This window comes from Streptomyces sp. NPDC007863, from assembly GCF_040633895.1.
Taxonomy (GTDB): domain Bacteria; phylum Actinomycetota; class Actinomycetes; order Streptomycetales; family Streptomycetaceae; genus Streptomyces.
Map to the genome: position 1 here is coordinate 90,905 of NZ_JBEYEI010000013.1, position 17,456 is coordinate 108,360.

The following is a 17,456-nucleotide window of genomic DNA, read 5'->3' on the forward strand; positions in this document are numbered from 1 at the left end:
GGCCCGGTCCGCTCTCACATGTGCCGGTTCGAGTAGTACTGCTCGACGAGCCGGATGAAGGTGATGTCGTCCTCGTTCTGCCCGGCATCGAAGTCGGGCGACTCGCGGACGTGCTTCTTGGTGCAGTTCACGTGCACGGTCTCGTTCTCCCGGTCCACGCGGTCGACGAGACCGGCGGGCAGCACGACCTTGTGGCCGAGGATCCACGGCCCGGTGTCCACGACCAGGTAGGACCGGTCGACGTCCTCGGTGTGCCGGTCGACCTTGCCGATGCCGCCGTCGGTGGCCTCCACCGCGTAGCCGATCAGGGTGTCGCCCGGCACGTGGCCGGAGGATTCCGCGTAGCCCCACATGCCGGTGCTCATGACGTGCCTCCTCGCCGGGGGATTGCCTCGTGTGGCGCGACTACCCCCGTCCGGCGCGTTCATCCGCCGGTCAGCGCGGGGCGAGGACGATCCAGACCTGTCCGGGCGCGAAGGCGAGGGGACGGCCGTCGGGGGTGGTGAAGGAGGTGCCGGCGGCCGGGTCGGGGCGGGACCAGCGGGCCTCGTGGGCCCGTCCGTCGCGCAGCACGGTCGCCGTGCCGGAGCCGGTGGTCTCGGTGTACGGGGAGACGGCGCCGTTGACGTCGTGGAAGGCGGAGGGGCGGATGGTGACCCGCTGGACGACGACGGTGGCGGGGGCGAGCGGGCCGTCGTCGGTGGTGGTGGCGGTGCGGCCGTCCATGGCGACGCGCCAGCCGCGGTCGGCGGCGGACCAGGTGAAGGCGTAGCGGGCGGCCGGGAAGCGGACGGTCTCGGTGGTGGTGGCGGTGCCGCCGGCGGGCGCGGCGCCGAAGCGGAAGCCGACGGGCCGGACGTCGGAGGCGTCCGGGGCGGCGGCCAGGGCGCGCTCGGGGCGCAGGTAGAGGTTGTGCGGGGCGGGCCGGTCCGGGGAGCGGCGGAAGGCCGCGGGCGCGGAGGACTGGTGGACGAGGTCGAGCGGGGCGGCTTCCAGGAGCGGGTTCAGGGCGCGCTGGGCGCCGGAGTAGGCGAGCGCGGGGTTGCCGAAGGGGCGCAGCAGGGGGATGTCGGACTCGCGGGCGCTGCGGACGGGGCCGATGCCGTCGGGGAGGCGGGAGGAGTAGACGGCGAGCAGCCGGGTGACGCCGCCCTCGACCTGTTCGACGTAGACGAGGTCGGCGGCGCCGAGGCCGGTGTGGGGGCGGGCCGCGGGCACGTTGTCGATCTTCACGGCGAGGACCGGGCCGGTGCGGGCGGGCAGTCCGGTGAGCGGGGAGACGCCGCCCGGGGCGGTGGTGGTCCGTGTCGGAGCCGGGTCCCGCGGGCCGGAGTCCGAGCAGCCGTACAGTCCGGCCGCCGCCACCGCGCAGAGCAGGACGGTGAGCAGCCGGCGGGGTCCCCGGGGTGCGGGCGCGCCTGGCATTTTTCGGCCTCCCGGGCGAGTCGGGCCACTCCGACCAGTGGACCACGGGCGGGCGGGGGGTTACAACGGGCGGGACGGACGACGAACGGGGGTTTCCGGTGTTCTACCGGCTGCTGAAGCACGTACTGCTCGGGCCGCTGCTCAAGCTGCTGTTCCGGCCGAGGGTGGAGGGGATCGAGCACGTCCCCGAGGAGGGCGCGGCGATCGTCGCGGGCAATCACCTCTCCTTCTCGGACCACTTCCTGATGCCGGTGGTGCTCGACCGGCGGATCACCTTCCTGGCGAAGCAGGAGTACTTCACCGGGCCGGGGCTGAAGGGGCGGCTGACGGCGGCGTTCTTCCGGGCCGCCGGGCAGATCCCGGTGGACCGCTCGGGCAAGGAGGCGGGGCAGGCGGCGATCCGCGAGGGGCTCGGGGTGCTGGCGAAGGACGAGCTGCTCGGGATCTACCCGGAGGGCACCCGCTCGCACGACGGGCGGCTGTACAAGGGCAAGGTGGGGGTGGCGGTGATGGCGCTGACGGCCGGGGTGAAGGTGGTGCCGTGCGCGATGGTCGGCACCTTCGAGATCCAGCCGCCGGGGCGGGTGGTGCCGCGGATCCGGCGGGTGACGATCCGCTTCGGGGAGCCGCTGGACTTCTCGCGCTTCGCGGGCTCGGCGGACGAGCGGGCGGTGGTCCGGGCGGTCACGGACGAGATCATGTACGCGGTGATGCGGCTGTCGGGGCAGGAGTACGTGGACGAGTACGCGGCCGTGGTGAAGGCCGCCGGGTCCTGAGCACGGCGGAGGGGCCGTCGCCGGGTGGCGACGGCCCCTCCTCACGTCAGACGCGGGCTACGGCCGCGGTGCGGCGTGCGGGGCGCAGGTCTGGTCCGTGGCGTCGAGCTTCCCGCTCAGCAGGTAGGCGTCGACCTTGGTGTTGAGGCACGGGTTGACGAGGCTGGTGATGCCGTGCGAACCGGCGTCCTTCTCGGTGATCAGGCGCGAGCCCTTGAAGCGCTTGTGGAGCTCGACGGCGCCCTCGTACGGGGTGGCGGCGTCGCGCTCGGCCTGCGCGATGAGCACCGGCGGCAGGCCCTTGCCGGTCTTCACCTGCACGGGCTTCTGGCTCGGGACCTTCCAGGTGGCGCAGGGGAGGTTCATCCAGGCGTTGGCCCAGGTCATGAACGGGTACTGCGCGTGGAGGCGGGAGTTGTCCCGGTCCCACTTCTTCCAGCTGGTCGGCCAGGGGGCGTCGGCGCACTCGACCGCGGTGTAGACGGCGTTGCCGTTCTCCGAGGCGATGTTGCCGGCGGTGTCGGTGAGGTCCGCGGCGGCGTTGTCGATGAGCGGCTGCGGGTCACCGGCGGCGTACGCGCTCCACGCCTCGGCGACGGGCGCCCACATGGAGTCGTAGTACGGGGCGCTCTGGAAGAAGCCGATGAGCTCGGCCGGGCCGACCTTGCCGCCGAGCGGCTCCTTCTTGGCGGCGGCGCGCAGGGTGTCCCACTGCTGCCGGACCTCCGCCAGGGTGGAGCCGAGGTGGTAGGTGGCGTCGTTCTGGGCGACCCAGGTCATCCAGTCGGTGAGCCGGCCCTCGAAGGCGATGTCCTGGCCGAGGTTGGCCTCGTACCAGATCGAGCGGGTCGAGGGGTTCACGACGCTGTCCAGGACCATGCGGCGGACGTGCGTCGGGAAGAGGGTGCCGTAGACGGCGCCGAGGTAGGTGCCGTACGAGACGCCGACGAAGTTGAGCTTCCGCTCGCCCAGGGCGGCGCGGATGACGTCGAGGTCGCGGGCGGTGTTCGGCGTCGTCATGTACGGGAGCATGTCGCCGCTCTTCTCGAAGCAGCCCTCGGCGTACTCGGCGGCGAGCTTGCGCTGCGCGCGCTTGTCGGCCTCGCTGTCGGGGACCGGGTCGAGCTTGGGGCCCTTGACGAACTCGGTCGGGTCGACGCAGGAGATGGGGGCGGACTTGCCGACGCCGCGCGGGTCGAAGCCGACGAAGTCGTAGGCCTTGGCGACGTTCGTCCAGACCTTGTGGTTCGTGGTGACGCGGCGCGGGAAGCGCAGGCCGGAGCCGCCGGGGCCACCGGGGTTGTAGAGCAGCGCGCCCTGGCGCTCGGCGGGGGTGCCGGTGGCGCCGATCCGGTCGACGGCGATCTTGATCGTCTTGCCGTTGGGACGGGCGTAGTCGACGGGGACGGTGACCCAGCCGCACTGGATCGGCTTCTCCAGGCCCCAGTCCTCGGGGCAGTCCCGCCAGTCGATCCCGGCGCGGGCGGCCCGGTCCGCGGCGAGCGCGACTCCGTAGGCCTCGGCGTCGCGGCCGTGGCGCTCGCCGCTGTCGGCACTGGCCGCCGGAGCCGCGAGCGCGCCCGCGACGAGCGTGGCGGCGATGAGCGTGCCGGCGGAGCCGAGCACTGCCGTACGTCGTCTCAAAGGTCCTCCCCCTGTAGGTGGTCGTCTGTTCGAGTGATCCTTTCGTCAACGAGGGCGCCACGTCAGTCCGAACACAGGTTTCTTTGCCGAACCCATAACCGGATCGGGGTGTCCGCTGAGCGGTACACCCCGATCCGTCTCATTCGGGGGCGAGTTCGGCCAGCGCGGCGTCGAGGATCCGGCGCAGGGCGAGCGCGTCGGGGGCCACGGCCGTCACGAGCGCCGCCGGACCGGCGAGCGGGGTGAGCACCGCGTGCTCGCCGAGCGGACGCGCCGCCGGCGGCTCCTTCCCGTAGTCCGGTTCGACGACGAGGAGCTGGCCGGTGGCGCGGTGACCGGCGAGGACGGCGCCGCCGTCCCAGCCGCCGGGCGCGCCGGGGCCGTACGCCAGCTCCTGGTCGAGCAGGGGCCGGCCGGCGCGGCGGACGGTGAGCCGGGAGACCAGGGTGCCGGGCGGCTCGCCGTGCCGGCCGAGGACCTGCTCCTCGCGCAGCACCAGGCGGGCCGTGGGGGCGAGCTCGACGGTGGTGCGCACCCGCAGGTGGGAGCCGTGGGCGCTGACGAGCTGCTCGGGCAGCCAGCGCAGGGCGGCGTCCGCGCCGACCCGGAGCCGGATCCCGTACGCCGCCGGCTCGGGGTCCCGGCCCGGCAGGGCGAGCGTGGCGGCGGCCGAGTCGACCCGCAGCCGCGCCCCGTCCCGTACCTCGGTCTCGATGGCGAGCCGGTCGCCGCCGAGCGGGGCGCTCATCGCGCCGACCACCGTCACCCGCGACCAGCCGGGGGCGGCGGCGCGGGTGCGGCGCACGGCGAGCGGCCCGTCGCTCTCCAGGACCGGCAGGGAGCCGTCGGCCCCGGCGGCGATCCGGGCGGTGGCGCGCAGGCTCACGCGGCGGGCGCCGGGGCGGCTGTCCAGGCGGCGAGCCGCTCGCGCAGCCAGGCGGCGACCGGGCCGACGCCCTCCTCGGACCGCAGCGAGGTGAAGACGACGGGGAGTCCGCCGCGCTGCTCGGCCGCGTCGCGGGCCATCCGGCCGAGGTCGGAGCCGACGTACGGGGCGAGGTCGGTCTTGTTGACGACGAGGAGGTCGGCGGTGGTGACGCCGGGGCCGCCCTTGCGGGGGATGTCGTCGCCGCCGGCGACGTCGATGACGAAGACCTGCGCGTCCACGAGGCCACGGGAGAAGGTGGCGGTGAGGTTGTCGCCGCCGGACTCGACGAGGATCAGGTCGAGCGGTCCGACCGCGTCCTCCAGCTCCTCGACCGCCTCCAGGTTGGCGGAGATGTCGTCGCGGATGGCGGTGTGCGGGCAGGCGCCGGTCTCGACGGCCTGGATGCGCTCGGGCGGCAGCACGGCCTCGCGGAGCAGGAACTCGGCGTCCTCGCGGGTGTAGATGTCGTTGGTGACGACGGCGAGCGAGAGCGTGTCGCGCAGGGCGCGGCAGAGCGCGGCGACGGTGGCGGTCTTGCCGGAGCCGACCGGGCCGCCGAGGCCGACGCGCAGGGCGCGCCGGGTGCCGTCGGGCCGGTGGGCGTCGGCGGAGACGGCGCCGTGGTGGGTGTGTCCGTGGTCGAGGTGCATGGGGTACTCCCGTGTTACGAGGCGAAGAGGCGGACGGGCCAGGCCGCGTGCTGCTCGGCGGTGATGTCGAGGAGCGGCGCGGAGGCGGCGGGCAGCGCGTCGACGCCCTCGCGGGCTGCGGCGGTCGCCCGGGCGGCGACCTCGTCCATCTCGGGGGCGAGCCGGGCGAGGACGGCGGTCGCCTGGTAGGGGTCGAGGCCCAGGAGCCGTACGGTCGCGGTGGCCGGCCCGCCGACCGACTCGTACGCGGCGCAGTGCGCGGCGTCCTCGGGGCCGAGCCCCGCGGCCCGCGCCGTCGCGCCGAGCACGACGGGCTGGTGCGCGCCGCGCGGGAAGGCGGCGGCGAGCGCGTCGAGTCCGGGTCCCGGCCAGGTGGCCCGGGCGGCCCGCATCAGCTGCCGGCCGAGCCGGCGGGCGGCGGCGCGCAGCGCGGGCGAGGGGGTGCGGGCGTCGGCGGCGGCGTCGAGCTCGTGCGGGTCGAGACCGAGGGCCGCGCCGGCGGCGAGACCGGCCGCGGTGAGTCCCGCGGTGTGCAGCCGCCCGCGGCAGAAGGCCTCCAGGCTCGCGGCGTCGCGGACGCGGCCGGCCTTGACGGCGGCCTCGGCGCCGCCGGAGTGGGCGTGCCCGCCGGCGGGGAACCGTCCGTCGGCGAGCACGAGGAGGGCGGAGCGCGTCATCAGAAGAGGAAGTAGCGCTGGGCCATGGGCAGTTCCGCGGCGGGGGCGGGTTCGACCGCTTCGCCGTCGATGGTGACGGTGAAGGTGTCGGCGTCGACCTCGACGCGGGGCACGGCGTCGTTCTCCCGCATGTCCGCCTTGGTGACGCGGCGGGTGGAGCGGATCGGGGTGAACTCCTTGGCCAGGCCCAGCCTCCGCGGCAGGTCGTCCTCGATCGCGGCCTCGGCGGTGAAGTTGACCGAGCCTGCGGCGGCCGCCCGGCCCAGCGCGCCGAACATCGGCCTGGGCAGCACGGGTTGGGGCGTGGGGATGGAGGCGTTCGCGTCACCCATCTGCGCGTACGCGATCTGGCCGCCCTTGAGGACGACGAGCGGCTTCACGCCGAAGAAGGCGGGCTCCCACAGGACGAGGTCGGCGAGCTTGCCCGGTTCCACGGAGCCGACGAGGTGGTCCATGCCCTGGGCGACGGCCGGGTTGATCGTGTACTTGGCGACGTAGCGGCGCGCCCGGTGGTTGTCGGCGCGGCCGTCGCCGGGGAGCGCGCCGCGCCGCCTCTTCATGACGTGGGCGGTCTGCCAGGTCCGCAGGATCACCTCGCCGACCCGGCCCATGGCCTGGGAGTCGGAGGAGATGATCGAGATCGCGCCGAGGTCGTGGAGGACGTCCTCGGCGGCGATGGTGGAGGGCCGGATCCGGGACTCGGCGAAGGCGAGGTCCTCGGGGACGGCGGGGTTGAGGTGGTGGCAGACCATCAGCATGTCGAGGTGTTCCTCGATGGTGTTGACGGTGTGCGGCCGGGTCGGGTTGGTCGAGCTGGGCAGCACGTGGGGCTCGGAGACCACGGTGATGATGTCCGGCGCGTGCCCGCCGCCCGCGCCCTCGGTGTGGTACGCGTGGATGGTCCGGCCCGCGATGGCGGCGAGGGTGTCGCCGACGAATCCGGCCTCGTTGAGGGTGTCGGTGTGGATGGCCAGCTGGACGCCGGTCTCCTCGCAGACGCCGAGGCAGGCGTCGATGACGGCGGGGGTGGCCCCCCAGTCCTCGTGGATCTTGAAGCCGAGGGCGCCGCCGCGCAGCTGGGAGTGCATCGCCTCGCGGGACGTGGTGTTGCCCTTGCCGAGGAGGCCGATGTTGACGGGGAAGGTGTCGAGGGCCTCGAACATCCGGGCCGTGTGCCAGGGGCCGGGCGTGACCGTGGTGGCCTTGGTGCCCTCGGCGGGGCCGGTGCCGCCGCCGACGAGGGTGGTGATGCCGGTGGCGAGGGCCTGCTCGACCACGGTCGGGGAGATGAAGTGGATGTGGGTGTCGACGCCGCCGGCGGTGACGATCCGGCCGTTGCCGACGATCACCTCGGTCTCGGGGCCGATGACGAGGCCGGGATGGACGCCGTCCATGGTGTCGGGGTTGCCGGCCTTGCCGAGGGCGGTGATCCGGCCGTCGCGGATGCCGATGTCGGCCTTGACGATCCCCCAGTGGTCCAGGACGACCGCGCCGGTGATCACCGTGTCGGGGGCGCCCTCGGCACGGGTGGTGCGGGCCTGGCCCATGGACTCGCGGATGACCTTGCCGCCGCCGAAGACGGCCTCCTCGCCGGCCCGGCCGGGCCCGCCGCAGCGGTCCTCCTCGATCTCGACGAGAAGGTCGGTGTCGGCGAGCCGGATGCGGTCGCCGGTGGTGGGGCCGAACAGGTCGGCGTAGACGGCGCGGTGGAGGTCAGGCACGGGCGTCTCCGTTCGGAACCGCGGCGGCGAGGGAGCCGGTCTCGGTCGTCGCGCCCAAGGGGCCGGTCTCGGTCGTCGCGTCCAGGGGGCCCGTCGCGGTCGTCGCGTCCAGGGGGCCGGCGGTCTCGCCGCGCAGGCCGGGGACGATCCGGTGGCCGGCGATCGGCACGAGCTCGACCTCGACGGGGATGCCGGGCTCGAAGCGGACGGCGGTGCCGGCGGCGATGTGCAGGCGCAGGCCGCGCGCGGCCGCCCGGTCGAAGTCGAGACCGGGGTTGACCTCGGCGAAGTGGTAGTGGGAGCCGACCTGGACGGGCCGGTCGGCGGCGTTGAGGACGGTGAGGCGGGTGACGGGGCGGCCCTCGTTGAGGGACACGGGCCCGTCCGCGTACAGGATCTCTCCGGGGATCATCGGCGCCGGCCCCCGTCAGACGATCGGGTCGTGGACGGTGACGAGCTTGGTGCCGTCGGGGAAGGTGGCCTCGACCTGGACGTCGTGGATCATCTCGGGGATGCCGTCCATGACGTCCTCGCGGGAGAGCACCTTGCGCCCGGAGGCCATGAGCTCGGCGACGGTGCGACCGTCCCTGGCGCCTTCGAGGAGGTGCGCCGTGATGAGGGCGACGGCCTCGGGGTGGTTGAGCCGCACCCCGCGCGCACGGCGCCTCTCCGCCACGTCGGCGGCCACGTGAATGAGCAGGCGCTCCTGCTCGTGCGGGCTCAGCTGCACTCTTCCACCTCACAGTCGTCCACCGGGCCGCACCCGGACAGCTGCGGACCCTACCGACCGTCAACACGCTGTTGAACGGCGGAGCTGCGGTGGACGGCCGGACATTGCACGTTAGGGCGGAAGTTTTTCCGGCGCGTTAACTCCGGCTTTGCGATTCCATGATCATCGGACCGGTCGGCCGGTGGCTGCGGACCGGTGCCGGCGGACCGGTGCGGCGTCAGCCGGTGCCGGGGTCGCGGTGGTGGGCGGCGATGCCGAAGCGGCGCTGTTCACCGGTGGCGGAACCGAGACCGCCGGAAAGCCCCGTCCCGGAGACGGAACGGATCACCGGCTCCTCGACGGCGTCCCGCGCCTCGGCCTCCAGTTTTTCGAGTCGTTCCAGGTCGGCGGCGGAGACCAGGGCGACGAGCGGCTTCCCGTGCCGGGTCACGACCACGCGCTCGTCGCCGTACACGACGCGGTTGATGAGGTCGGCGAGCTCCGCCCGCGCTTGCGTCACCGGGATCTCGTAGGTCATGCTCCTCAGCTTACGGCCTGTACGTCCTGTACATTTTTTACAGAAGGAGGCACCCCTGATGGACGCACGTCACGTACTGCCGGAGTTCTCGGAGCGGACCTCGTACGGCACCCGGACCCTCGATCCCTACGCGAAGCTCCTGGAGAACCGGATCGTCTTCCTCGGCACGGCCGTCGACGACGTCGCCGCGAGCGACGTGATCGCCCAGCTCCTGCACCTGGACCACGCGGACCCGGGGCGGGACATCGCGCTGTACCTCAACTCCCCCGGCGGCTCGATCACCGCGATGACCGCGATCCACGACACCATGCGCAGCCTGGCGAGCGACGTGGAGACCACCTGCCTCGGCCAGGCCGGCTCCACGGCGGCGGTCCTGCTCGCCGCGGGCACGCCCGGCAAGCGCATGATGCTGCCCGGCGCCCGGGTCACCCTGCGCCAGCCGGTCCTCGACGAGCCGCTCGCCGGGCAGCTCTCCGACCTGGACCTCCAGGCGCGCGAACTGCTGCGGCTACGCGGCGTGATGACGGGACTCCTCTCCGCGTACACCGGCCGGGAGGCGGACGAGGTCTCCGCCGACACCGAGCGCCTGACCGTCCTCGACGCGCCGGCGGCGCTCGCGTACGGCCTGGTCGACTCCGTCGTCGGCACGCGCCGGGCCGACTCCGGCACGCCGACGGCACGGTGAGACCGCGATGGTGCCGGAGCTTCCGCCGCTGCCCGCCCTGACGCGCGCCGAGGGGCAGTTGATCGACGCCTACCTCGAAGTCGTCGACCTCCTGGGGAAGATCAATCCATCCAGAGGCTCGCATACCTATGGGGCCCTGCGGGCCGCGCAGGCGCTGGTCGGGCGGGCGGAGGCGCTGCGCGAGGCCCTGACGCTCATGCATATGCGGGGCGAGAGCGAGGTCCACACCGAGACATTGGCCTGCGCGCTGCGGGTGTTGGACGGCGAGCGGCGGGCCGCCCGCGTCACCGTGCCCGGCGCGCGGGCCAGTTGACATTCCGACGTGTCGTGTCGAGCCCCGGACGGCCGACACGGGACGCAGGATCCATCCCCCGTCCGGCGTAGTCGCGCGATCGACAGATGAAGTGTGCGAGTTGCGCAACAGGTGTACGCATTTGGCGGAATCGGGCATTCCGATGCTGGTACGGGGCTCGTCGGCCAAACCTACGACGATCACGAAACCCTCTTGTCCACCCGTATGGATCAGTCGTGAGGAGCCTCACATAACGTCGTTTCCGCTCGGTTTTCGACCGAACCGTGGGTCAAGATCCTCGACGACGACAAGCCCCCGCCATCCAGGCGGGGCGGTCCGGGCGGACGCCGAGTCCTGCCGCCGTCCCGGACGTCTGGTCGACAGGATTGGACCGGCAGGAGTGGAGGACCCGAGCAGTACGGGTCGATCGCGCCGTATCCCCGGCGCGGCCGTCCCTTGGGGTGAAGCCGCAGCCGCGGCCGGGCATCTTCGCCTGCCCGAACCCGACAGGTCATCCTTCACAGGCGGCTGACGAAGGGTTGCGCATGACTGCGCAGATGCATGTCCCGTCCCTGCTGTCCCGGGCCGGAGCCGTCTCGGCTCTCACCCTCGCCGCCGTCGGCGGCACGCTCCTCGCACCGGGAGCCGCACCCGAGGCCCAGGCGGCCACCTCCCACGCGACGCAGGCCCTGAACGTGGCGGCGTCCAAGAAGGGCGCGCCCTACCGGTACGGCTCGGCGGGCCCCACCCGCTTCGACTGCTCCGGTCTCACGCTCTACGCGTACAAGAAGGCGGGAAAGACGCTGCCACGCACCGCGCAGCAGCAGTACAACAAGACCCGGCACATCTCCGCCGCCAGTCGGCAGAAGGGGGACCTGGTCTTCTTCCACTCGGGCGGCAGGGTCTACCACGTGGGGATCTACGCCGGCAGCGGCAAGATCTGGCACTCGCCCAAGACCGGCTCCTGGGTGAAGCTCGACCGGATCTGGTCGTCGAAGGTCTACTACGGCCGCGTGCGCTGACCCACCGGCGCCCGCGGTGATGTCCCCGGGGTGCGGTGGCGCCGCCACACCCCTCACCGCGGGCGCCGGACCCGGCGAACCGGTTCAGCAGGCCGGCACGGCCGCCGCGGCCCAGGGCAGCGTGATCCACACCGTCTTGCCGCCCTCGGCGGTCGCCGTCACCGAGAGCCGTCCGCCGGCCTCGGCGGCGAGGACCCGGATGATCACCATGCCGCGGCCGTTGTCCTGCTGGACGGCGGCCGGAAGCCGGCGCGGGAAGCGCGGATGGCTGTCGGTGACGCCGATCCGCAGCACCTCCTCGCGGTCGAGGCGGAGCTCGACGGTGAAGGTCGGCGACTGCCCGAAGGTGTGCAGCACCGCGTTGGTCGCCAGCTCCGAGACCATCAGCCGGATCGAGTCCGCCGCGTCGCCGTCGTCGTCCAGACCCCAGCGGCCGAGCGCCTCCGCCACGAACCTCCGCGCCGTGGCGACCGCGCCGGGCTCGCTGGGCAGAGTGACGGATGCTTCGTGGTGATCTGCCATGGCGACGTCGTCCCTTTCCCGCCGGGGGCGTCGCCCCGGCTCGCGCTCCGCGTCAGCCTGCCACCGATCGGGCACCCGGGTGGGTCGTTCTCCCGAGATATGCCCCGTTCTGTCGCCCGAAGCGGTGAACTCCGGGCCTGTCGACGGCGCGTGGACGGTATCGGGAACCCGCGGTGTGCGGGGGCTCAGCGCGCCCCGGCCGGCGCGGTGCGCACGATCGTGGCGACCGCGCGCCCGACCTCCGCGTCCGTGAGGTCCGCGCGGGCCGTCAGCCGCAGCCGCGAGATGCCGTCCGGCACCGACGGGGGCCGGAAGCAGCCCACGGACAGGCCCTGTTCGCGGCAGTCGGCCGCCCAGCGCAGGGCCTCCTCGGGCCCCGGCGCGTGCACCGAGACGACGGCCGCGTCCGGGCGGGCCGAGACGAACCCGGCCTCGGTGAGCGTCCGGTGGAGCGTGCCGGCGACCGCACGCGCCCGTGTGGCGAGCCCCGGGTCCGCGGCGATCAGCCGCAGGCTCGCGAGGGCCGCGCCGGTGGCGGCCGGGGCGAGCCCGGTGTCGAAGATGAAGGTGCGCGCCGCGTTGACCAGGTGCTCGATCACCCGGGCCGGGCCGAGGACCGCGCCGCCCTGGCTGCCCAGCGACTTGGAGAGGGTGAGGGTGGCGACCACGTCCTCGTCGCCCGCGAGTCCGGCGCCGTGGAGCGCGCCCCGGCCGCCCTCGCCGAGGACGCCGAAGCCGTGCGCGTCGTCGACGACGAGCCCGGCGCCGTGGGCGCGGCAGGCGTCGGCGAGTTCCTCCAGCGGGGCGCGGTCGCCGTCGACGGAGAAGACGGAGTCGCTGACGGCGAGGGCCCGCCGCCCCTCGTGCGCCTCCAGCGTCTTGCGTACGGCCTCGGGGTCGGCGTGCGGGACGACCTCGGCCTCGGCGCGGGCGAGCCGGCAGCCGTCCACGATCGAGGCGTGGTTGGCGGCGTCGGAGACGATCAGCGCCCCGGGGCCGCCGAGCGCGGTGAGCGCGGCGAGGTTGGCGGTGTAGCCGGAGGAGAAGACGAGGGCGGCCTCGAAGCCGCAGAAGGCGGCCAGTTCCTCTTCGAGCGTGGTGTGCAGCCGGGTCGTGCCGGTGACGAGCCGCGAGCCGGTCGCGCCGGCGCCCCAGCGGCGGGCGGCCTCGGCGGCCGCGCCGGTCACCTCGGGGTGCCGGGTGAGACCGAGGTAGTCGTTGCCCGCCAGGTCGAGGAGGTCCGACTCGGCCGGGCGCGGACGCAGGGTCCTGACCAGGCCGGCCTCGGCCCGGCGGCGGGCCTCCGCCCCGGTCCAGTCGAAGGCGTCGCGGCGCGCGGGCGGGGTCGGCTGGGCCTGGGGCATGCGGCGTTCCTTCGGTCGGCACCTGGTGCGGTCGCCTCGGGCCGCACCCGTACGGCGCCCGGGGTCGACGCCTTTTGTAGGCAGCGCACAGACCCTAACGGCAGAAGGCCGAGGTCGGGATGTGGTCATACACACACCTCGATCACGCCCGTTTGTTCAGATCCTCCTTGGCCCGGGGGTGTGCCGTAGGCAAGGATCAACCCTTATGGACCTGCTGAACACGCTGGTGGAGAAGGGGCTGCGGCGCGAGACGCCGACCCGTGAAGAAGCGCTCGCCGTCCTGGCGACCTCCGACGACGATCTGCTCGATGTGGTGGCGGCCGCCGGGAAGGTGCGCCGTCAGTGGTTCGGGCGGCGGGTGAAGCTGAACTACCTCGTCAACCTGAAGTCCGGGCTGTGCCCGGAGGACTGCTCGTACTGTTCTCAGCGGCTCGGTTCCAAGGCCGACATCCTCAAGTACACCTGGCTGAAGCCGGACGAGGCGTCCGACGCCGCGGCGGCCGGCATCGCCGGCGGCGCCAAGCGCGTCTGCCTGGTGGCGAGCGGCCGCGGTCCGACGGACCGCGACGTCGAGCGGGTCGGCAGGACCATCGAGGCGATCAAGGAGCAGAACGAGGGCGTCGAGGTGTGCGCCTGCCTCGGTCTGCTCTCCGACGGCCAGGCCGAGCGGCTGAAGTCGGCCGGCGCGGACGCGTACAACCACAACCTCAACACCTCCGAGGCGACGTACGAGGGGATCACCAAGACCCACACGTACGCCGACCGGGTGGACACCGTGCAGAAGGCGCACGCGGCGGGCCTCTCGGCCTGCTCGGGCCTGATCGCGGGCATGGGCGAGACCGACGAGGACCTGGTCGACGTGGTGTTCGCGCTGCGCGAGCTGGACTCGGACTCGGTGCCGGTCAACTTCCTGATCCCCTTCGAGGGCACGCCGCTGGCGAAGGAGTGGAACCTGAGCCCGCAGCGCTGTCTGCGGATCCTCGCCATGGTCCGCTTCGTCTGCCCCGACGTGGAGGTCCGGATCGCGGGCGGCCGTGAGGTGCACCTGCGGTCGATGCAGCCGCTGGCGCTGAACATCGCCAACTCGATCTTCCTCGGCGACTACCTGACCAGCGAGGGCCAGGCCGGCCAGGCCGACCTCGACATGATCGCGGACGCCGGCTTCGAGGTGGAGGGCGCGGGCACCACCACGCTCCCCGCCCACCGCGCCGACGCGCTCGCGGCGGCCGGCGGCGGCTGCGGTTCGCACGCCCAGGGCGGCGGCTGCGGTTCCGAGGCGGCGGCCGGCTGCGGCGGCCACGGGGAGGCGGCCGGCGGCTGCGGCCCGTGCGGCGGTCACGCGGCGGCTCCGGCGGAGACCCCGGCGGAGGTGCCGGCCGCGGTGTCGGCCCCGGCGTCGGAGGCCCGGACCGACCTGGTGGCGGTGCGCCGCCGCGGCGCCGGCACGGACCTCGCCCCGAACGCGTAACGGGTGACGATGCGCAACGACGAACTCCTCGCCCTGGACCGGGCGCACGTGTGGCATCCGTACGGCCCCATGCCGGGCCGTGCGGAGCCGCTGGTGGTCGCGTCCGCGTCCGGGGTGCGGCTGCGGCTCGCCGAGCCGGCCGAGGGACACGCCGAGCTGATCGACGGCATGTCCTCGTGGTGGTCGGCCGTGCACGGCTACAACCACCCGGTGCTCAACGAAGCGGCGCGCGGCCAGCTCGACCGGATGAGCCACGTCATGTTCGGCGGGCTCACCCACGAGCCCGCCGTGCGGCTCGCGGCCCGGCTCGTCGAGATCACGCCGGAGCCGCTGCGGCACGTCTTCCTCAGCGACTCCGGCTCCGTGGCGGTCGAGGTCGCCGCCAAGATGTGCCTGCAGTACTGGCGTTCGCTCGGCCGCCCCGCCAAGCGGCGGCTGCTGACCTGGCGCGGCGGCTACCACGGCGACACCTGGCAGCCGATGTCGGTGTGCGATCCCGAGGGCGGGATGCACCAGCTGTGGTCCGGCGTGCTCCAGGAGCAGGTCTTTGTGCCCGAGCCGCCGGCCGCGTACGAGGAGTCGTACGCCGAGCTCCTCCGTGCCACCGTGGCGCGGCACGCGGACGAGCTGGCCGCGGTCATCGTGGAGCCGGTGGTGCAGGGCGCGGGCGGCATGCGCTTCCACGACCCCGGGTACCTGCGGGTGCTGCGGGAGGCGTGCGACGCGCACGGCGTGCTCCTCGTCTTCGACGAGATCGCGACCGGCTTCGGCCGCACGGGCACGCTGTTCGCCGCCGACCAGGCCGGGGTCTCCCCCGATGTGATGTGCCTGGGCAAGGCGCTGACGGGCGGTTACCTCTCGATGGCCGCGACGCTGTGCACGGGCGCGGTGGCCGACGGCATCTCGCAGGGCGAGGTGCCGGTGCTCGCGCACGGGCCGACGTTCATGGGCAATCCGCTGGCCTCGGCGGTCGCCTGCGCCTCCATCGACCTGCTCCTCTCCCAGGACTGGGCACTGGAGGTCAAGCGGATCGAGGGCGGGCTGCGCGAGGGCCTCGCCGGCGCCGAGTCGATCCCGGGCGTCCGCGACGTGCGGGTGCTCGGCGCGATCGGCGTCGTCCAGCTCGACCACGAGATCGACATGGCGGCGGCGACCCGGGCGGCGGTCCGGGAGGGCGTGTGGCTGCGTCCCTTCCGGGACCTCGTCTACACGATGCCGCCGTACGTGACCGAGGACGCCGACCTGGCCCGGATCTGCGCGGCGGTGCGCGCCGCCGCGGCCGCGGGCTGAGCGGCCGGAAAGGAACAGCATGAGCATCGTCGTCGTCAGCGGGACGGGGACGGAGATCGGCAAGACGGTCGTCACGGCGGCCGTCGCCGCCGCGGCGGTCGCCGCCGGTCGTTCGGTCGCGGTCCTGAAGCCCGCGCAGACCGGTCTGGCGCCCGGGGAGCGGGGCGACGCGGACGAGGTCGTACGGCTCTCGGGCGCGAAGACCGCCGCCGAGCTGGCCCGCTACCCGGAGCCGCTGGCCCCGGGCACGGCCGCCCGGCGCGCGGGGATGGCCCCGGTCGGCCCCGAGCGGGCCGCGGAGGCGGCACGGGCGCTCGCCGCCGAGCACGACCTGGTGCTCGTCGAGGGCGCGGGCGGGCTGCTCGTCCGCTTCGACGACGGTGGCGGCACGCTCGCCGACGTCGCGCGGCTGCTCGACGCACCGGTCCTCGTGGTGGCACCGGCCGGGCTCGGGACCCTGAACTCGACCGCCCTGACCGCCGAGGCCCTGCGGGCGCGCGGCATCGGACACCTCGGCGTCGTCGTCGGCAGCTGGCCGGCGGAGCCCGACCTCGCCGCCCGCTGCAACCTCGCCGACCTCCCGGAGGCGGCCGGCGCACCCCTGCTCGGCGCGGTCCCTGAGGGCTCGGGCGCCCTGTCCCCGGCGGCCTTCCGCGCGGCGGCGGCCGACTGGCTCGCCCCGGCGCTGGGCGGCACCTGGGACGCGGTCGCGTTCGCCCGGGAAGCCGGCGCCTGACGTGTGCGCGCGTCCCCTCGCCCTAGGGTGAGGGGATGCGCGCACACGTACAGGAGCTCGTCTACGACTGCGGCGATCCGGCCGTACTGGTCCGGTTCTGGGCGGGGCTGCTCGGTGGGGAGCCCGTGGACCGGAGTCCCGACTGGTCGTACGTGGAGCCGCCCGGTTTCGTGCGGGTCGCCTTCCAGCGGGTGCCCGAGGGCAAGGTCGTGAAGAACCGGCTGCACCTCGACGTGAAGGTGGAGGATCCGGAGGCGGCGGCCGACGAGGTGGCGCCGCTCGGGGCGGTCCGCGTCGGCGGTCTCGTCACCGACGAGCAGGGCTCCTTCCAGGTCATGCGGGACCCGGAGGGGAACGAGTTCTGCTTCGTCACGGGGTGACGGGCGGGGTGGCGGGCGGGGTGGCGGGCGGGGTGGCGGGCGGGGTGGCGGGCGGGGTGGCGGCCGGGCGCGTCCACGGTGCGGAATGTGCTGGCTCGGCTCCGTACCCGCGTGATGGGATCGAGCCATGATCGACATAGAGCTCCGTGCCGCCGTGCCCGCCGACGCCGAGGCCGTCCTCGCCTTCTGGCGGGAGTCCGCCGAGGGCACCTCCATCACGGACGACCTCGCCGGGGTGAAGCGGCTGCTCGACCGTGACCCGGAGGCGCTGATCCTCGCCGTCGACGGCGACCGGATCGCCGGTTCCGTGATCGCCGGCTGGGACGGCTGGCGGGCCTCGCTCTACCGGCTCGCCGTGCTCCCCTCGTACCGCAGACGCGGGATCTCCAAGGCGCTGCTCGCCGCCGCGGAGGAACGGTTCTCCGCCCTGGGCGGGCGGCGCGCGGACGCGATGGTCCTGGAGGAGAACGAGCGGGCGCACCACGCGTGGGGCGCGGCCGGGTACGAGCGGCAGGAGCAGTGGCGCCGCTGGGTGAAGCCCTTCACGGGGTGACGGACCCGGTCACCGGGTGATCGGTGGCCGTTTTGCCGATCCTTTACCATGGGATCTCCCTCGGACGGCAAGAGAC

Annotated in this window: 20 protein-coding genes, 1 pseudogene and 1 riboswitch; of the genes and pseudogenes, 9 read left to right on the top strand and 12 right to left on the bottom strand. The window is 73.9% G+C overall.

All coding sequences use genetic code 11. The annotated features are described in order from the left end of the window. Positions 1 to 14: 14 nt before the first annotated feature. Positions 15 to 365, bottom strand: coding sequence for a PRC-barrel domain containing protein (locus tag ABZ621_RS21270; RefSeq protein WP_360606738.1), 351 nt, complete (start codon positions 363 to 365; stop codon positions 15 to 17). A 70-nt stretch (positions 366 to 435) separates the two neighbouring features. Next, complete coding sequence (locus tag ABZ621_RS21275) at positions 436 to 1,425, bottom strand: DUF3048 domain-containing protein (protein ID WP_360606740.1); 990 nt, start codon at positions 1,423 to 1,425, stop codon at positions 436 to 438. Positions 1,426 to 1,523: 98 nt separating this feature from the next. On the opposite strand from ABZ621_RS21275, the gene ABZ621_RS21280 reads away from it, so the two are divergent. Beyond that, positions 1,524 to 2,201 (top strand): lysophospholipid acyltransferase family protein, encoded by a 678-nt coding sequence (locus tag ABZ621_RS21280; protein ID WP_360606742.1) that lies wholly within the window; start codon positions 1,524 to 1,526, stop codon positions 2,199 to 2,201. Positions 2,202 to 2,258: 57 nt separating this feature from the next. Here ABZ621_RS21280 and ABZ621_RS21285 read toward each other — a convergent pair whose 3' ends face one another. The 8 genes and pseudogenes from ABZ621_RS21285 to ABZ621_RS21320 form a co-directional block, all read right to left on the bottom strand. After that, complete coding sequence (locus ABZ621_RS21285; RefSeq protein WP_360606744.1) at positions 2,259 to 3,845, bottom strand: alpha/beta hydrolase; 1,587 nt, start codon at positions 3,843 to 3,845, stop codon at positions 2,259 to 2,261. 139 nt (positions 3,846 to 3,984) lie between these two features. After that, complete coding sequence (locus ABZ621_RS21290) at positions 3,985 to 4,731, bottom strand: urease accessory protein UreD (protein ID WP_360606746.1); 747 nt, start codon at positions 4,729 to 4,731, stop codon at positions 3,985 to 3,987. After that, positions 4,728 to 5,423, bottom strand: a complete 696-nt coding sequence (gene ureG, locus ABZ621_RS21295; protein WP_360606748.1) for an urease accessory protein UreG — start codon at positions 5,421 to 5,423, stop codon at positions 4,728 to 4,730. Before ureG ends, ABZ621_RS21290 begins: the two co-directional genes overlap by 4 nt. A gap of 14 nt (positions 5,424 to 5,437) precedes the next feature. Continuing rightward, positions 5,438 to 6,100 (bottom strand): urease accessory UreF family protein, encoded by a 663-nt coding sequence (locus ABZ621_RS21300; RefSeq protein WP_360606750.1) that lies wholly within the window; start codon positions 6,098 to 6,100, stop codon positions 5,438 to 5,440. After that, complete coding sequence (locus ABZ621_RS21305; RefSeq protein WP_360606752.1) at positions 6,100 to 7,821, bottom strand: urease subunit alpha; 1,722 nt, start codon at positions 7,819 to 7,821, stop codon at positions 6,100 to 6,102. The genes ABZ621_RS21300 and ABZ621_RS21305 overlap by 1 nt, the downstream gene beginning before the upstream one ends. 103 nt (positions 7,822 to 7,924) lie before the next feature. Beyond that, positions 7,925 to 8,233: pseudogene (locus ABZ621_RS21310) on the bottom strand (urease subunit beta); the annotation flags it as partial. 15 nt (positions 8,234 to 8,248) lie between these two features. Next, positions 8,249 to 8,551 carry an urease subunit gamma gene (locus ABZ621_RS21315; RefSeq protein WP_360606754.1) on the bottom strand — a complete coding sequence of 101 codons (303 nt, stop codon included), beginning with the start codon at positions 8,549 to 8,551 and terminating at the stop codon, positions 8,249 to 8,251. A gap of 217 nt (positions 8,552 to 8,768) precedes the next feature. Continuing rightward, entirely contained in the window at positions 8,769 to 9,068 is a 300-nt protein-coding gene (locus tag ABZ621_RS21320) for a type II toxin-antitoxin system Phd/YefM family antitoxin (RefSeq protein ID WP_360606756.1), read from the bottom strand. A gap of 58 nt (positions 9,069 to 9,126) precedes the next feature. Between ABZ621_RS21320 and ABZ621_RS21325 the strand changes: the two genes are divergently transcribed. From ABZ621_RS21325 to ABZ621_RS21335, 3 genes are all read left to right on the top strand, one after another. Next, positions 9,127 to 9,753, top strand: coding sequence for an ATP-dependent Clp protease proteolytic subunit (locus tag ABZ621_RS21325; RefSeq protein ID WP_360606758.1), 627 nt, complete (start codon positions 9,127 to 9,129; stop codon positions 9,751 to 9,753). Positions 9,754 to 9,760: 7 nt separating this feature from the next. Continuing rightward, entirely contained in the window at positions 9,761 to 10,066 is a 306-nt protein-coding gene (locus tag ABZ621_RS21330) for a hypothetical protein (protein ID WP_360606760.1), read from the top strand. Between the two features lie 314 nt (positions 10,067 to 10,380). Then, a riboswitch (cyclic di-AMP (ydaO/yuaA leader) is annotated at positions 10,381 to 10,587 on the top strand. Between the two features lie 3 nt (positions 10,588 to 10,590). Continuing rightward, on the top strand, positions 10,591 to 11,067 hold the full coding sequence (locus ABZ621_RS21335) for a C40 family peptidase (protein WP_360606762.1): 477 nt from the start codon (positions 10,591 to 10,593) through the stop codon (positions 11,065 to 11,067). Positions 11,068 to 11,151: 84 nt separating this feature from the next. Here ABZ621_RS21335 and ABZ621_RS21340 read toward each other — a convergent pair whose 3' ends face one another. Beyond that, positions 11,152 to 11,589, bottom strand: a complete 438-nt coding sequence (locus tag ABZ621_RS21340; protein ID WP_360606764.1) for an ATP-binding protein — start codon at positions 11,587 to 11,589, stop codon at positions 11,152 to 11,154. A gap of 185 nt (positions 11,590 to 11,774) precedes the next feature. Next, on the bottom strand, positions 11,775 to 12,953 hold the full coding sequence (locus ABZ621_RS21345; protein ID WP_360606766.1) for an 8-amino-7-oxononanoate synthase: 1,179 nt from the start codon (positions 12,951 to 12,953) through the stop codon (positions 11,775 to 11,777). 205 nt (positions 12,954 to 13,158) lie between these two features. On the opposite strand from ABZ621_RS21345, the gene bioB reads away from it, so the two are divergent. The 5 genes from bioB (at position 13,159) to ABZ621_RS21370 (ending at position 17,380) form a co-directional block, all read left to right on the top strand. Further along, a complete protein-coding gene (gene bioB, locus ABZ621_RS21350) occupies positions 13,159 to 14,421 on the top strand; it encodes a biotin synthase BioB (RefSeq protein WP_360606768.1) in 1,263 nt (420 codons plus the stop codon). Positions 14,422 to 14,430: 9 nt separating this feature from the next. Beyond that, positions 14,431 to 15,711: an adenosylmethionine--8-amino-7-oxononanoate transaminase gene (locus ABZ621_RS21355; protein ID WP_360606770.1), complete on the top strand. Its 1,281-nt coding sequence runs from the start codon at positions 14,431 to 14,433 to the stop codon at positions 15,709 to 15,711. 19 nt (positions 15,712 to 15,730) lie between these two features. Then, positions 15,731 to 16,447 (top strand): dethiobiotin synthase, encoded by a 717-nt coding sequence (gene bioD / locus ABZ621_RS21360; protein WP_360606772.1) that lies wholly within the window; start codon positions 15,731 to 15,733, stop codon positions 16,445 to 16,447. 35 nt (positions 16,448 to 16,482) lie between these two features. Further along, the gene (locus ABZ621_RS21365; RefSeq protein ID WP_360606774.1) at positions 16,483 to 16,827 is read left to right on the top strand and encodes a VOC family protein; all 345 of its coding nucleotides are present in this window, start codon (positions 16,483 to 16,485) and stop codon (positions 16,825 to 16,827) included. A 127-nt stretch (positions 16,828 to 16,954) separates the two neighbouring features. Continuing rightward, positions 16,955 to 17,380, top strand: a complete 426-nt coding sequence (locus ABZ621_RS21370; protein ID WP_360606776.1) for a GNAT family N-acetyltransferase — start codon at positions 16,955 to 16,957, stop codon at positions 17,378 to 17,380. The last annotated feature ends 76 nt before the right edge of the window (positions 17,381 to 17,456 follow it).

Excerpts from the sequence above, each read along its gene's own strand:
- bioB (WP_360606768.1), top strand. The coding sequence starts at position 13,159 with ATGGACCTGCTGAACACGCTGGTGGAGAAGGGGCTGCGGCGCGAGACG.
- ABZ621_RS21340 (WP_360606764.1), bottom strand. The coding sequence starts at position 11,589 with ATGGCAGATCACCACGAAGCATCCGTCACTCTGCCCAGCGAGCCCGGC.
- ABZ621_RS21320 (WP_360606756.1), bottom strand. The coding sequence starts at position 9,068 with ATGACCTACGAGATCCCGGTGACGCAAGCGCGGGCGGAGCTCGCCGAC.
- ABZ621_RS21355 (WP_360606770.1), top strand. The coding sequence starts at position 14,431 with ATGCGCAACGACGAACTCCTCGCCCTGGACCGGGCGCACGTGTGGCAT.
- ABZ621_RS21365 (WP_360606774.1), top strand. The coding sequence starts at position 16,483 with ATGCGCGCACACGTACAGGAGCTCGTCTACGACTGCGGCGATCCGGCC.
- ABZ621_RS21345 (WP_360606766.1), bottom strand. The coding sequence starts at position 12,953 with ATGCCCCAGGCCCAGCCGACCCCGCCCGCGCGCCGCGACGCCTTCGAC.
- ABZ621_RS21325 (WP_360606758.1), top strand. The coding sequence starts at position 9,127 with ATGGACGCACGTCACGTACTGCCGGAGTTCTCGGAGCGGACCTCGTAC.
- ABZ621_RS21270 (WP_360606738.1), bottom strand. The coding sequence starts at position 365 with ATGAGCACCGGCATGTGGGGCTACGCGGAATCCTCCGGCCACGTGCCG.
- ureG (WP_360606748.1), bottom strand. The coding sequence starts at position 5,423 with ATGCACCTCGACCACGGACACACCCACCACGGCGCCGTCTCCGCCGAC.
- bioD (WP_360606772.1), top strand. The coding sequence starts at position 15,731 with ATGAGCATCGTCGTCGTCAGCGGGACGGGGACGGAGATCGGCAAGACG.
- ABZ621_RS21300 (WP_360606750.1), bottom strand. The coding sequence starts at position 6,100 with ATGACGCGCTCCGCCCTCCTCGTGCTCGCCGACGGACGGTTCCCCGCC.
- ABZ621_RS21330 (WP_360606760.1), top strand. The coding sequence starts at position 9,761 with ATGGTGCCGGAGCTTCCGCCGCTGCCCGCCCTGACGCGCGCCGAGGGG.
- ABZ621_RS21275 (WP_360606740.1), bottom strand. The coding sequence starts at position 1,425 with ATGCCAGGCGCGCCCGCACCCCGGGGACCCCGCCGGCTGCTCACCGTC.
- ABZ621_RS21335 (WP_360606762.1), top strand. The coding sequence starts at position 10,591 with ATGACTGCGCAGATGCATGTCCCGTCCCTGCTGTCCCGGGCCGGAGCC.
- ABZ621_RS21370 (WP_360606776.1), top strand. The coding sequence starts at position 16,955 with ATGATCGACATAGAGCTCCGTGCCGCCGTGCCCGCCGACGCCGAGGCC.